General features: G+C 41.3%; 15 protein-coding genes. 3 read left to right on the top strand and 12 right to left on the bottom strand.

Going from position 1 to position 14,049, the window contains the following annotated elements:
- The first annotated feature begins 52 nt into the window (after window positions 1-52).
- Together FTU35_RS00300 and FTU35_RS00295 are read left to right on the top strand one after the other, a co-directional pair.
- A complete protein-coding gene (locus FTU35_RS00300) occupies window positions 53-862 on the top strand; it encodes an inner membrane protein YpjD (RefSeq protein ID WP_004972376.1) in 810 nt (269 codons plus the stop codon).
- A 316-nt stretch (window positions 863-1,178) separates the two neighbouring features.
- Window positions 1,179-2,114: a tRNA-dihydrouridine synthase gene (locus FTU35_RS00295; protein ID WP_179988526.1), complete on the top strand. Its 936-nt coding sequence runs from the start codon at window positions 1,179-1,181 to the stop codon at window positions 2,112-2,114.
- Between the two features lie 121 nt (window positions 2,115-2,235).
- Here FTU35_RS00295 and FTU35_RS00290 read toward each other — a convergent pair whose 3' ends face one another.
- From FTU35_RS00290 to acnD, 12 genes are all read right to left on the bottom strand, one after another.
- The gene (locus tag FTU35_RS00290; protein WP_154321003.1) at window positions 2,236-3,303 is read right to left on the bottom strand and encodes a DUF1176 domain-containing protein; all 1,068 of its coding nucleotides are present in this window, start codon (window positions 3,301-3,303) and stop codon (window positions 2,236-2,238) included.
- Window positions 3,304-3,449: 146 nt separating this feature from the next.
- Entirely contained in the window at window positions 3,450-3,791 is a 342-nt protein-coding gene (locus FTU35_RS00285) for a YegP family protein (protein WP_004972386.1), read from the bottom strand.
- 240 nt (window positions 3,792-4,031) lie between these two features.
- Entirely contained in the window at window positions 4,032-4,373 is a 342-nt protein-coding gene (locus FTU35_RS00280; protein WP_168418130.1) for a zinc ribbon domain-containing protein YjdM, read from the bottom strand.
- 102 nt (window positions 4,374-4,475) lie between these two features.
- A complete protein-coding gene (locus FTU35_RS00275) occupies window positions 4,476-4,841 on the bottom strand; it encodes a DUF488 domain-containing protein (protein WP_168418129.1) in 366 nt (121 codons plus the stop codon).
- A 116-nt stretch (window positions 4,842-4,957) separates the two neighbouring features.
- Window positions 4,958-5,335: a ribonuclease E inhibitor RraB gene (locus FTU35_RS00270; RefSeq protein WP_168418128.1), complete on the bottom strand. Its 378-nt coding sequence runs from the start codon at window positions 5,333-5,335 to the stop codon at window positions 4,958-4,960.
- A gap of 166 nt (window positions 5,336-5,501) precedes the next feature.
- Window positions 5,502-6,452: a DUF5660 family protein gene (locus tag FTU35_RS00265; RefSeq protein ID WP_180064419.1), complete on the bottom strand. Its 951-nt coding sequence runs from the start codon at window positions 6,450-6,452 to the stop codon at window positions 5,502-5,504.
- Between the two features lie 260 nt (window positions 6,453-6,712).
- Complete coding sequence (locus FTU35_RS00260; RefSeq protein WP_180064418.1) at window positions 6,713-7,378, bottom strand: RluA family pseudouridine synthase; 666 nt, start codon at window positions 7,376-7,378, stop codon at window positions 6,713-6,715.
- Window positions 7,379-7,571: 193 nt separating this feature from the next.
- Window positions 7,572-8,285 carry an SIMPL domain-containing protein gene (locus FTU35_RS00255; RefSeq protein WP_004972399.1) on the bottom strand — a complete coding sequence of 238 codons (714 nt, stop codon included), beginning with the start codon at window positions 8,283-8,285 and terminating at the stop codon, window positions 7,572-7,574.
- Window positions 8,286-8,404: 119 nt separating this feature from the next.
- Complete coding sequence (locus FTU35_RS00250) at window positions 8,405-8,656, bottom strand: DUF6868 family protein (protein ID WP_179990539.1); 252 nt, start codon at window positions 8,654-8,656, stop codon at window positions 8,405-8,407.
- A 565-nt stretch (window positions 8,657-9,221) separates the two neighbouring features.
- Entirely contained in the window at window positions 9,222-9,794 is a 573-nt protein-coding gene (locus tag FTU35_RS00245) for a DUF4126 domain-containing protein (RefSeq protein ID WP_180064417.1), read from the bottom strand.
- A 105-nt stretch (window positions 9,795-9,899) separates the two neighbouring features.
- On the bottom strand, window positions 9,900-10,043 hold the full coding sequence (locus FTU35_RS00240) for a zinc ribbon-containing protein (RefSeq protein WP_004972403.1): 144 nt from the start codon (window positions 10,041-10,043) through the stop codon (window positions 9,900-9,902).
- A 250-nt stretch (window positions 10,044-10,293) separates the two neighbouring features.
- On the bottom strand, window positions 10,294-12,900 hold the full coding sequence (acnD, locus tag FTU35_RS00235) for a Fe/S-dependent 2-methylisocitrate dehydratase AcnD (RefSeq protein WP_168418122.1): 2,607 nt from the start codon (window positions 12,898-12,900) through the stop codon (window positions 10,294-10,296).
- A 256-nt stretch (window positions 12,901-13,156) separates the two neighbouring features.
- Between acnD and FTU35_RS00230 the strand changes: the two genes are divergently transcribed.
- Window positions 13,157-13,879 (top strand): folate-binding protein YgfZ, encoded by a 723-nt coding sequence (locus tag FTU35_RS00230; RefSeq protein WP_180064416.1) that lies wholly within the window; start codon window positions 13,157-13,159, stop codon window positions 13,877-13,879.
- The last annotated feature ends 170 nt before the right edge of the window (window positions 13,880-14,049 follow it).

Below are 14,049 nucleotides of genomic sequence, written 5' to 3'. Positions count from 1 at the left end.
TTCGCATCGAATTTATATAAATGAATATTCATCATCCTGAAAAAGGTTTGACATGATCAGTCTCCCCTTGGTTTATACGATTTTAGCATTAATCGCTTATACCAGTTCTTTTTGGTATTTATTTTCACATTTAATGTCTAAACGTGCGCCAAATCACTGGTTTATTCGTTCTCTGCTCAGTTTGGGCTTATTGCTGCATGCTGCCGTGTTGTATAACGATATGTGGACGCCGATGGGTGTCAACTACAACGTGTTTAACCTAATGTCATTTACTGCGGGTTTAATGTTGTTATTGAGCTTGCTGTTCAGCAGTTACCGACCTGTAATTGCGCTAAATTTGATTGGTATTCCTGTAGCAGCAGTGGGTTTAATTGCAGGTTTTTCATTCAGCCAACATAATTTATTTATTAACCAAAACTCGATTGGTTTAGATATTCATATTATTTTATCGCTGTCTGCTTATGCCGTATTGTTGATGGCGACCATTCATGCCGTGCTCATGTGGTTTCAAAACCGCGAACTGAAAAACAAACAAAAACGTCGGGTTTGGGTAAATTTGCTGCCGTCTTTGCAAGATATGGAATCTTTGCTGTTTGATATGTTGATTGCAGGTTTTGCCTTACTCACAGTCGCACTAGGTTTTGGTTTCTTTACGGTAGAACATTTCTTTGCACAGCATTTAGCACATAAAACTGCCTTTAGTATTATTTCTTGGTTTGTCTATGGGTCGTTGTTACTTGGGCGTTATAAGTTTGGCTGGCGTGGACAAAAAGCGATTCGCTTTACCATTATTGGCTTCTTTTTATTGGCGCTCGGTTTTATTGGTTCTAAATTTGTGTTGGAAATGATTTTGAGTAAGTAAGGTGTTTTTATTTTGCTCATTCAAAGTGTAGGATGATCAATTATTTAATAGCATAGTCGAGGGGGAATGGGCTGTTTAAATTAAGCCAATCATTTAAATGATTTCTAACGATGTAAGAACTCAATTAAAAGATCTAGTCTAGGATGCACATCAACTGCATGGACTAGATAAAACTTGAGATACAGATCACTGTGTCAAATAAAACAGCTTAAATACCAGAACCTTAGCTACAACCACTTCAATTCAAAACCCTTTTCCTAGACAACCCACAGAAAAAAACGTATAACTCCACTTTTGTTTGAACTGGCAGCATCTTGTGAAACTGATTCTTGCACCCATGGAAGGCTTAACCGACCCCATCATGCGTGATGTAATCACGTCTGTAGGCAGTTTTGACTGGTGTGTAACAGAGTTTATTCGGGTCACAGACAGCATTTTGCCAGACCATATCTACCACACCTATTGCCCAGAACTACTCACCAATGGCAAAACTGCGGCAGGTACGCCTGTGCATGTTCAGTTTTTGGGGAATAATCCTGAAATGTTAGCCGCCAATGCAGCCAAAGTTGCGGCTATGGGTGCACCTGCAATTGATATGAACTTTGGCTGCCCTGCCAAAACAGTCAATCGGCATCGTGGCGGTTCAGTTTTACTCGATGAACCCGAAGTAGTATATGAACTGGTTAAAGCGGTTCGCGATGCCGTTCCTGCTCATATTCCAGTTTCCGCCAAAATGCGTCTAGGCTATATGGATCGGAACTTCATGCTAGAAAATGCGCACGCCATTGAAGATGCAGGCGCAGCATGGGTTACAGTACATGCACGTACCAAAGCCGATGGCTATACGCCTCCCGCATTTTGGGATCAGCTACGTCCTATTCGTGAAGCCTTGAAGATTAACGTCATCGCCAATGGTGAAATTTGGAACAATGCCGATGCCAAACAATGCCAGTTAGAATCGGGCTGTGAAGATTTGATGATTGGTCGTGGTGCGGTCACCACCCCAGACTTGACCCAATGTATTCGTCAAAATTCAGACCTGCCTTTGCTGAGTTGGCAAGATTTGCTGCAACTACAAATTCGCTTTATTCACGGCCCTGCCAAAACAGAAATTGGGATGCTGGGACGTTATAAACAATGGCTCGGCATGATGTCGAAACATTATCCCGAAGCCAAAGCTTTGTGGGATGAAATCAAGCGTCTGAAAAAGCTGGATGAAATCATTGAAAAATTAGTCGCACACGCGACTTAAACAGTGCATCCAGCGAGCTCCAGATTTATCTAAAAAATTTCAGCTTTTATTAGGGTCTGCTCAGTTTTAGCCTACAGCACAAGCCATTTATGAAATGTCAACAGACCCTAGTGAATGTCATTTATTCAACCTTGCTGACAAAGCTTGGCATTTCCCATGCACTGCCTGCAAAACCTTTGCATTGTCCTGCATCGAATTGATAGCTTTTGACAAACTGCTGACCATTCCACGCCCACTCAATTTGACTGAAACAATCGCCAATTCCACGCCCTTTTTGATAGGCAAAAATCTGTCCATTGCTAAATTCTGAAGCAGAATCAGTTACAAATTGCTGTATCTTTTGCAGTTTTTTATCCATAACCCAATAAGCCACACCCCAATTATAAGCCCCTCGCCAACAGCTTGCCTCAACCAACACGCTATCTTGATTTAAGGGATAAGTATGAATCTGCTGTTCTGCTTGTTCAGGTTCAAACAGCATATAACAATCTTCACGATCTACAGTTTTTTGTAAAATTGGATATAACTTTTCTGCACTGGCCGCGGTAAGCACCTGTGCTTTGGCGGTTCGGTGTTGAGGCTGCATGAGAATGTTAATTTTAGGCATCGCTTGCGCTTTTAAGACCTGCGTGGATGCTTGATTGCCTTTTGCCAATATTGCGGAGTCTGTACCCACACGTTTTTGAAATTCATCCATTTTTAGCAACACTGCACTCATGCCTGCATCAGACAATTTCCAGCGTTGTTGACCATGTTTTAACTCGATCACGACATGCTGACGCGCCTGCGCCAACAGCTTTTGCACACTGGCAGCAGATAAATTGGCGATACTTTCATGAAAGTTTAATTGTTGCAAAGTGCGTCCATTTAAAAATAAAGTCGCTTGAGCAATATCTTCTTGAATTTGCAATTGCCCTTGTACAGCACTCTTTGCACCTGCTTGACGGGTCAATAACATACTGATCGGTTGTTCAAAATCATCATCGCTTTGGTAGCCTGCGGCACGGCAGGTTCCTGTATTATCACAGGCCAACTCCCAATCTTGATGCTGAAAATACAGTCCTTGCAAAGCAGTCGGCTGGCTTGAAGCAATCGTTTTTTCAGCAGTGATCGGTGCTGCAAAAATACCAACACTACCGAATAAACCACTGATCGCCAGTAATATTTTTAGATTGCATTTGAAATTCATAATCTTCGCAACTCCTGAAATTGTCATCTATAATTCAACGGCTTAATCAAGGCTAGATTTAACACCTTGCCTACTTAGCTCAATAAAAAAGCACGCCAGAGCATGCTTTTCTAATGCAATTTAACATCAAGATTTAATGCAAAAGATTACGATTCCTGCGTTAAATCCTTGACCGTGGTGCTTGCGCCATTGGTTTTCACCGACTCAATACCTTTGTCACGTGATTGCTCAGAAGTATAGAGCTGACTCGTACCAATAATCTGATGGTTGGCAGCTTTTAAATTAAAATACGGCTTATCATTCTTAGATGTCAGTCGATCATAACGCCCATCATCCTGACTGTTCTTTTGTACCGAAGCGATGCCATTTTTTGCCGATGCTTTCGCCTTATACTGTTCACTGGTTAAGATAATTTCGCCATTCCCAGCTTTAAGTACAAAGCGGTACTGACCATTGCTTGCTTGTGAAATCTCAAACCATCCTGACATACTTGCCCCCAGTTTTCTTATGAGTGGTGAAGTGTGTTGTTGAATGATGCTAGGCTTTAAACTGCCTAAAAATTATTCTTTTCACTTAAAATATAAAGGACTTAGGCACAAGAAAACAGTATTAATTTTGTACACTCTTAAAGTTATTGTTGCTCAATTTGAATACTAAAATACTTTTATAAACTCCATAAAAAAGCGCAGGCAACTCAAGTCGCCTGCGCTGTTGAAATCTGCTTAAACTTAAGCTTTTTTCACATACTCAGATTTTAATTTCATCGCGCCCATACCATCAATTTTACAATCAATGTCGTGACCATCGGCAGCGTCTGGAATTAAACGAATATTTTTCACTTTCGTTCCTACTTTTACAGCAGCAGAAGAACCTTTAATTTTAAGGTCTTTAATCACGGTTACCGTGTCGCCATCTGATAACACATTACCATTTGCATCTTTAATTACTGCAGCCGCTTCTTCAGTTACATCACCTTCTTTCCACTCATGTGAGCATTCTGGGCAAATGAGCAAGTCACCATCTTCATAAGTATATTCTGACTGGCATTTTGGGCAATTTGGCAAAGACATAAAAAACCTCAAAAATTTTATTATAACATTTTTCACTGATTATTCATAAACTTAAAAACCTTATAAAGCATAAGGATAATGGTTGAATAATCCGATGGATTTTTACTCTAACGATGTTAAAGATTGCTCCAAAACACGCTTTAACACCACCACATGATTATGCTGTTCATCTTTTGCAGCGGTAATTAAGGTCACTTTTTGCTGCTGTGCCAGTTGAAGCAGTTCCTGTAAGGTCGCTTCCTGCTGAGTCAGTTCGAGCCGATAACGCTGTTGAAATTCATCCCAGTTTTGTTCAGGGTTTTGGTGATACCACTTGCGTAATTCAGTTGAGGGCGTAATTTCTTTAGGCCACCAATCAATTTGAGCACGCGCTTTAGTCACACCACGTGGCCACAAACGATCGACTAAAACCCGTGTACCATCTGTAGGTACAGCATCCAGATAGGCTCGCTTAATTGCAATATCCATATTGCCTCTTTCTGCTCTACAAGACGCTTACAAGGCTTGATTCTAAAAACAAATCCTTATGCGTCATGCAGAATTAAAAAAGCATGTGATTAACACATGCTTTTGGGAAATCAAATTTATTCTTCGTCTTCGTACTCATCTTCATCATCGTAGACGTAGGCCATACAGCCCCAACCGTCATATTCACCGCCATGCTCTTCGGCAATTTTAGTGAACCACTGTTCTAAATCTACAATGTCTGAATACTCTGGTTCCATATACACATAAATGGTGATAATCCATTCAACAGCATCAGATTCTTCATCTTGAAATAATGAAATTTTTTGCTCTTCTGCCAACAAATACAACGCACATTTTTCGGCTTGTTCTTGTGTGGTAAAAGCAATGGAGTACTCAATTTCATGTGGCTCTGTCAGGTCATCCCCATCTTCATGCATTTGCCAAAGTACATTGCCGTTATCATCATCTGGGAATTGTTCATAGTCACGTGTCATGCGAATATCCTTGTTATCTTTTTAGCCAATATATATCTGGCAAGTGACAAAATAGTGAATTCAACATAGCACAATTTTGCCGTACTTGATCAAGTTTTCTGTATTTTGCCGCTGACTTTAGTCGGACAGCCCTACAGAGTCTGCACCTTATAGATACAACTTATCCTTAAGCATTCACTGCCAGTTTTACTGGCTGTGTGGTGTCAGTGCCCTGTTGCTTAAGGCCAATCACTAAAGATGCAAATTTTAACTCTTCAAGACGAAGTGCCAAGTAAGATTCTAAAATTTTGCTATGTCCAAAAGATGCCGCATAGTGATTAAGCAAGGTGAAATCATCCTGCAACGCTTGTAGAGATTCCCCTAAATTGTGTTGGTTCAACTGGGCTAAATATAAGTCTGCTCTGCTGTTAAATGCGTGACTAAGTAATGTTACCGCAGAAAGACGACGCTGCTCATCTACAAATGCACAATAAGCCATTTCATTATTTTGAATCGCTTGCATAATTTTTTGACGTACCTGTACTAAATGCTGTGCTGCATCAGACTGGCTATAGTCTTCAATTAAATGATCGAGTAACTGCTGTGCTGGCAATTGAAACGCGGGGGTATTCTCTTCAATTTTATGATAAAGCGCGGCAGTCACCTGCTCTAGCTTTTGACGTTCTTCTGCTAAATGATAAAAAGCACCTAATTGTTCTTGAGCTGCTTTTAGGGTTTTAGCTTTGGCTTTTTGTTCGTGTTCGACTAAAAAATTACTGACTTTTTCAATTTTTTGTTTGCATTGATCACGCATGTTTTCTGCTTCAGACTTGACCATTTCTACAAACATTTCAACTTGTTGGCGACGCTCCTGCACATATTGTTCAACATCTAAAATATCTTGATAATGCTGCAAACTTTCCACACGGTTTTTCAAACTCCCTACTTCTACCCGAAGCAGCGTGAGCTGATGCTCTAACTCGTTACTTTCCAACTCATCTGTTGCCAAATTGGTACGGGTACGGTCTAAATTAGTTTGTAATGATTGAATACCTGCTGATAATTCACGGCTGCGTAATGTTTGCCAAAAAACAATCACCACAAGAACTACAATTATTGCGCCCAATATATACAACATAACTTTGCCTCCCACCCCATCGGCCTGCCCCGTTCAAGTGATGCGTTTTTCACGCTAAAAATCACTTCAACCTCCAGTTGCAGCCCCAAACACTCAACACAAAATTTTCAAAATAACCAATCAACCTCCTTTTTATGCAAGGAAAATGAATATCTACGGTTATAGCGCTAAATTAACTAGTTCTTGGGATGAAGGCTATCCCAAATTTTGAGTATTTTCACAATAATTTGAAAAAAATGTGACTGTTAGAAAGAAAGTGATTAAAAAGGAAGCTGTGCCCGAATTTCTACAGTTTCATGGCTCAACGGCTGGGTAAACGCCAAATAGCTGGCATGCAACGCCATTCGTTTTAAAGGACTTTGTTGCGGCTGAGGATGATATAACTTATCGCCTGTGATTGGGTGACCAATATATTGCATGTGTACCCGCAACTGATGCGAACGCCCTGTAATTGGCGTCAGCAATACACGGGTAATATCTTCATCGGCCCGATATTCCAAAGCCTGATACAGCGTTTGTGCAGGCTTGCCTAAATCGAAATGCACAATTTGCCGTGGGCGGTTTTCCCAGTCGGTAATTAACGGCACATCGACACTGCCTTGCCCCTCAAGCTGCCCCTGAATTAAAGCTATATAGTTTTTTTTGACCGTTCGGGCCTGAAACATTTTACTTAATGCAACTTCTGCATCACGGTGCTTGGCGAACATTAAAATACCGGATGTCGCCATATCTAAACGATGGGCAATTTTTGCACTGGGATGTTGAGCTAAAACCCTTAAATAGGCACTGTCCTGATGTTCAGGCAAACGTCCCGGCACAGACAACAAACCTGCGGGCTTATCAATCACCAGCAAATCATCATCTTCATAGACAATTTCTAAAGGTTCTTGTGGTGGTGCATAAATAAAGTTGTCGTTTAAAGCCATGAACATACAGCATAAAAAGCGGTGCGGGCAAAATATCAAGCACAGCCCGAACTGTCAATTCAGTCGGGCGATGTGCTTTTTAATGTAAAGATTTAGATTTTGAATTGGCTGAGTCTGCCAAGCTAAATCTGCCAAGCTAAATCTGCCAAACTTAGTCTGCCAAACTTAGTCTGCCAAACTTAGTCTGCCAAACTTAGTCTGCTAAATAGTATTCCACCGTAGACACCACACGTACTTTTTTCAAATATGGCGTGTTGCTGTCACGGTCTTCAATACTAAATACGCCCTGATTGGCCGATTTAATTTTGCCTAAACGACTGTCAGAATCTGCAGCAAATTTTTCTGCAACACTGCGGGCATTTTGTGTGGCTTGCTCAATCATGGCAGGTTTAATGTCATTGAGTTGGGTATATAAATATTCAGTGCGTTGCCCATAATCTTCACCACCAAAGGCTATTCCATTTTTGCCTAAATCGACCAAGCGACTTTGTGCGCTGCGCACTTTATCAATATTTTTGGTATAGACCGTAATGGTTTGATGTGCGGTATAACGTAAAGCGACATTGCCATCGCCACCATATTGTTGGGCGTATTTATCGGTAATTACAGGTGCAGCAATGGTGATTTCTTCAGGACTAAAACCTTCATTTTTTAAAAAGTTTTGAATTTGGGAGGTTTGGCTTTGCATGGTGTCATATAATGCTGCCAAGTCTTGACTGGCAGTACTAAAACGAATTGGCCACACCGCCACATTGGCTTTTACTTCACGTTCAGACAAACCTTTGACTGAAACTACACGCTCATATTGTTTAATTTTAAGTGCGCTATTGCCTAAAATCCAACCCGCCAGCACCATCCCCAAACAAATTAGACCGCCTAAAATCAGTGCAGGTTTAAATTGATTCATGTTTACCAACTCCTTAAATTGCGGGCTTTTCGCCTCTATTTCGATGACCGTGTGTTTTTAATGTACTGTTTAAAGCGGTTGTTTCTATGCTTTTCGATGCTTGTTTATAGAGTTCTAAATCAAGATCGCATCATGTACAGCGCGATAAGTGGCGCGATATTCAATAGCAATACCCCAATTTTATAGACTGCCATGCCGCCATAATGAATGGCATCAAAACTTGCATCTGACAGTTTAAACCATCTGCCATGTAACTGTCGAAGCCAGTCATGCGCGAAAATCACCACCACAAGCCACAGCATTAAAATGGTATAGTTAATCAGTGCGCAGGTCAGTAATAAACGACACCAAAAATCGTAATCAACACTCATATCCCACCTAATTAGATGTGGATGATCATTACAAATTAACAGATTTAAACGAAAAACTTGATGGGAGTTTTGTAGCGGAAAGATGGTTTAAAATTCATTTAAGTCTTTATTTTTTGATAATTTTATTTCTTGATCTTGTTTTGTTTTTTATATTTTTAACAATATTCTTTAGGGTGTTAGGGAAAACAACTGTGGTTTACTTCAACTATCATGCTGGATAAGCCATGATCTTATAGCCTATAAACTTCTGGTTTATAGCGTCCTAAGCCGAATCGAGACCTTTTGGGTAAGTACTACACGCACGTTGTACGCAACTGGTAGCAATCTACTCTTTTCGATCCCCATCACACCCTTGAGATATATAGTAGTGATTTGAGCATGGGATTGTTTCCCCAAAATGATTTAATTTTTATATTTTTTTGAATTTTTTATTACATTTTTAACAATATTTTAAAATATTTCCCAGGTAGGCAATTTTTATGCGCTTAAACCATCAAATAAAGCAGAAATATTGAATTTATTACCACATATTTTATGAAATGGTTTCAAACTGCTCCTGAAAGACTTATATCGAAGATTCTGCGACTTTCTTTTTGCCACGAATCCATCGAATAGCCCAAATTAAAGCAATGACCACCACAAACACCACTAACACAGGCACAATTAAAGACAATACCGAAAGTACTGCTGCACCAATCCACTCTCCTGTAGAAACGATAGGATTCCCAACCCCACCTGTAGTTGCAGTCGATACCCCACGTACCGCAACCGTGCTCATTTGCACTACACCCGCTGTACCTCCACCCACAATAATTGCCGAAGCCCAACTGGCAAATTGCGACATTTCGCCACTGCTTACTGCCATAGTGGTGAGTGTTCCTGCAATCATGGCAGCAGGTGTGGCAACGGTGTCGAGCATATTATCGACCCACGGCACATAATATGCGGCTATTTCACTGACTGTTGCTACAGCCAAAGCTAGACAAACAGCAGGCATTGCCAGCCATTCAAAACCTTTTAAAGGTTCAAACCACCCCATCAGTGCTGCAACACTCATAACCAATAATGGTACGAAAACCCGAAAGCCACTGGCAGCACTCAGACCAATGCCAACACATAAACCGAGTATTGTTTCCATGCTGTACCTCATTGTTTGTGGTTTCTATGGCTAAAATAGCAAAAAGCCCCATCGGGTGATAGGGCTTTAGATTAAAAACAGGATCAGCTGTTTTTGTCGTGTAGCTTAGGCAACCTTGTTGTTATATTGGGTGCCATGGCATTTGGTACACGGTGGTAGACGGTCTGTACCAATTTCTAAGTAAACGCGATGCCCGCATTGGACACAAAAATAGAAGCCTGTTCCTGGTTTATCACCTGCAGTTACCATCTTTGTTCTCCGTGTGGTTTAGAAATGGTCAATCCAGTATATCTATTCTGTGATGATTGTCTATTGTCCATTTTGACAGGTGATGATGGCAATTGGGCTAAGCATGATTTAGGCAGAAAATTAAGTCAGGTTTACAAGGAGTTTGCCTATGCAATCTAGGACAATCCCCATCTCAATAAAAAAAAGACCCTATCATTTGGATAAGGTCTTTTTGTAAAAATAATTAACTAGATCATTTTAGATCAAAGCATCAAGCCACATTCCCTTCCAAGAAGTCCTGTGCAAAACGTTGCAATACACCGCCCGCTTCATATACAGACACTTCTTCTTCGGTATCTAAACGGCAAGTCACAGGCACTTCAATCATTTGATTTTTGCCGTCTGCAGTTGAACGCTCAATCACCAAAGTTAAGTCTGAACGTGGCGCAATATTACCCATCACGCTATAGAGTTCTGTACCATCCAAACCTAAAGTTTTACGGTTTACACCCGCTTTAAACTCAAGTGGCAATACGCCCATGCCCACCAAGTTGGTACGGTGAATACGCTCAAAACCTTCAGCGACAATTGCTTCCACACCAGCAAGACGCACACCTTTTGCAGCCCAGTCACGGCTAGAACCCTGACCATAGTCAGCACCTGCAATAATAATTAACGGCTGTTTACGGTTCATATAGGTTTCAATCGCTTCCCACATACGCATTACTTCGCCTTCTGGCTCAACACGCGCTTTAGAACCTTGCTTAATTGTGCCGTCTGAACGTACCACCATTTCATTAAACAATTTTGGATTCGCCAAAGTTGCACGTTGTGCCGTCAGGTGATCACCACGGTGCGTTGCATAAGAGTTGAAATCTTCTTCTGGCAAGCCCATTTTTGCCAAGTACTCACCTGCTGCCGAATCTAAAATAATCGCATTCGATGGAGATAAATGGTCTGTGGTGATGTTATCGCCCAAAATTGCCAAAGGACGCATATTGGCTAAAGTACGTGGTGCCGCTAATGCACCTTCCCAATACGGCGGACGACGGATATAAGTACTTTGTGGACGCCAGTCATATAGCGGACTTTCAGATTTTTCTGACTCACCCAAATCAAACATTGGGATATACACTTGGCGGAATTGTTCAGGTTTAACTGACTCTTTCACCAAAGCATCAATTTCAGCATCAGATGGCCAAATATCTTTTAAGTAAATTGGGTTGCCATTTTGATCGGTGCCTAATGCATCTTTTTCGATGTCAAAACGGATAGTGCCCGCAATCGCATAAGCCACAACCAATGGTGGAGATGCTAAGAAAGCTTGTTTCGCATACGGATGGATACGACCATCGAAGTTACGGTTACCTGAAAGCACCGCAGTCGCATACAAGTCACGGTCAATAATTTCTTGCTGAATAGCTGGGTCTAATGCACCAGACATACCATTACAGGTAGTACATGCATAGGCCACAATACCAAAGCCAAGTTTTTCTAAATCTTTCAGTACGCCTGCTTCTTCTAAATATAAAGCAGCGGCTTTAGAACCGGGTGCAAATGATGATTTCACCCAAGGCTTACGCACGAGTCCTAATTCATTGGCTTTACGTGCCAATAAACCTGCTGCTACGGTATTACGTGGGTTTGAGGTATTGGTACAAGAGGTAATGGCCGCAATAATGATCGCACCATCTGGCATTAAGCCATCGCTACGTTGCTCAACTACACCTGCAATGCCTTTTTCTTTCAAGTCTGCAGTAGATACACGCGCATGCGGATTAGATGGGCCTGCAATGTTACGCGTTACCGTTGAAAGATCAAAACGTAACACACGTGGATACTCTGCCTGAGTCATATCAGATGCCCAAAGACCAATTTCTTTGGCATAGTTTTCAACCAGTTTTACCTGCTCTGCTTCACGACCAGTCAAAGTTAAATAGTCGATGGTGTTTTGGTCGATGTAGAACATCGCTGCAGTTGCACCATATTCAGGGGTCATGTTGGAAATCGTGGCACGATCACCCACCGACATGCTGTCTGCACCTTCACCAAAGAATTCTAAATAAGCACCAACCACACGTTCTTTACGCAAGAACTCAGTTAAAGCCAATACGATGTCAGTTGCTGTAATACCCGCCTGACGCTGACCGACTAACTCCACACCAATAATATCTGGCAGACGCATCCAAGAAGCACGGCCCAACATTACGTTTTCAGCTTCTAAACCACCCACACCTACAGAAATGACACCCAAAGCATCAGTATGTGGCGTATGTGAGTCTGTACCTACGCAGGTATCTGGAAATGCCAGACCTTCACGGTTTTGAATCACTGGAGACATTTTTTCCAGATTAATCTGGTGCATGATGCCGTTACCCGCAGGAATCACATCAACATTTTCAAATGCAGTTTTCGTCCATTCAATAAAGTGGAAACGGTCTTCATTACGACGATCTTCCACTTCACGGTTTTTACGGAAAGCATCTGGGTCAAAACCGCCATATTCCACAGCTAAAGAGTGATCGACAATTAACTGGGTAGGTACGACAGGATTCACTTTAGAAGGATCGCCACCTTGATCGGCAATTGCATCACGTAAACCTGCTAAGTCAACGAGCGCAGTTTGCCCCAAGATGTCGTGACATACCACACGCGCTGGATACCACGGAAAATCATGCTCTTGTTTACGCTCAATCAATTGTTTTAAAGATTGTTCTAAAATTGCAGGATCACAACGGCGCACTAACTGTTCTGCAAGTACTTTTGAGGTATAAGGAAGTTTGGCATAAGCGCCTGGCTGGATATCTTCAACGGCTTGTCGCACGTCATAAAAATCGAGCTGAGTGCCTTGCAGTGGTTTGCGGTAGTTGTTATTCATCTGGTATTCGCCCTTACTCTATTGTTCTCAACATCTTATGGGATGATTGTTTCCACCCGTCGAAAGCATTGTACGCTGCCAAAAACCCATTTCCCAAATCCTATATATTTCATACACTTAAATATAAAAACAGGGGTTTTTGAAACATTTAATTACATTTTGAGTAAAATTCTTGCCCTAAAAATGCTTTTTTTTGAAAAATAGCGCAAAATTGACCTCATTCTTTAGTCTTAGATTTCAATGTGAAAGGTTATTCATGCGCGATTTAGCTTTCAGTGCTTTAAGTTTAAACGGTGTCGATGCACAAAAATTCCTGCAAGGTCAGGTAACAGTCAATGTCGAAACATTAGCTGAAAATACAACCTGTTATACCGCAATTTGCAGTTTAAAAGGACGCGTTCAGTTTGGCTTCTGGCTTAAAAAAATCTCGTCCGAATGTTTTGAAATCATCAGCACAGCCGACAAAGCCGAAGATTTAGCCAAACACATTAAAAAGTTTGGTGCATTTTCAAAAATGCAGCTTGAAACCATCGGTACGGTTTACCCAACCATTCAGGGCAATCAAACTGAATTTTCAGCTGAAGTGACTGATTTAAACGCATGGCAACTACAAGCGATTGAAACAGGTCAGGCATGGATTCAAGCCTCAACAGCAGAAGTGTTTCAACCGCAGGAATTGCGTTTGCATCAACGAGATGGCGTGCATTATGACAAAGGCTGTTATTTGGGTCAGGAAGTCGTGGCACGTTTATGGTTTAAAGCCAAACCAAAACATTGGTTGCATTTAATTCAGGGTTCAGGCGAAGCACCTGCACCTGCCGCCAAACTGAATAATGATGTGGAAGTGGTGAATAGCATAGCGACTGCAGAAGGTTTTAAAGCGTTGGTGGTTGCCAAACCAAGTGCTTTGGAAGAGTTAGCTGTACAAGTATTGGCTTTGCCTGAACATTTGAATGGCGATGTTGCACGTCCGCAATAAAATAGATTCCACCCGCTCAGGTTAAGGGAGTCGCAAGATTCCCTTCAAATGACAATGAAAAAAAAAGCATTCGTACACATTTTTTATATTTACATTCACACTTTTCAACTTATGATGAATGCACCACTGTAAAAACAAAACGCACATCAACGGAATGATGTGTAAAAGAG

The organism is Acinetobacter sp. YH12095 (genome assembly GCF_013419245.1).
Lineage (GTDB): Bacteria > Pseudomonadota > Gammaproteobacteria > Pseudomonadales > Moraxellaceae > Acinetobacter > Acinetobacter towneri.
This window is presented reverse-complemented; position numbering and strand designations above follow the sequence as displayed.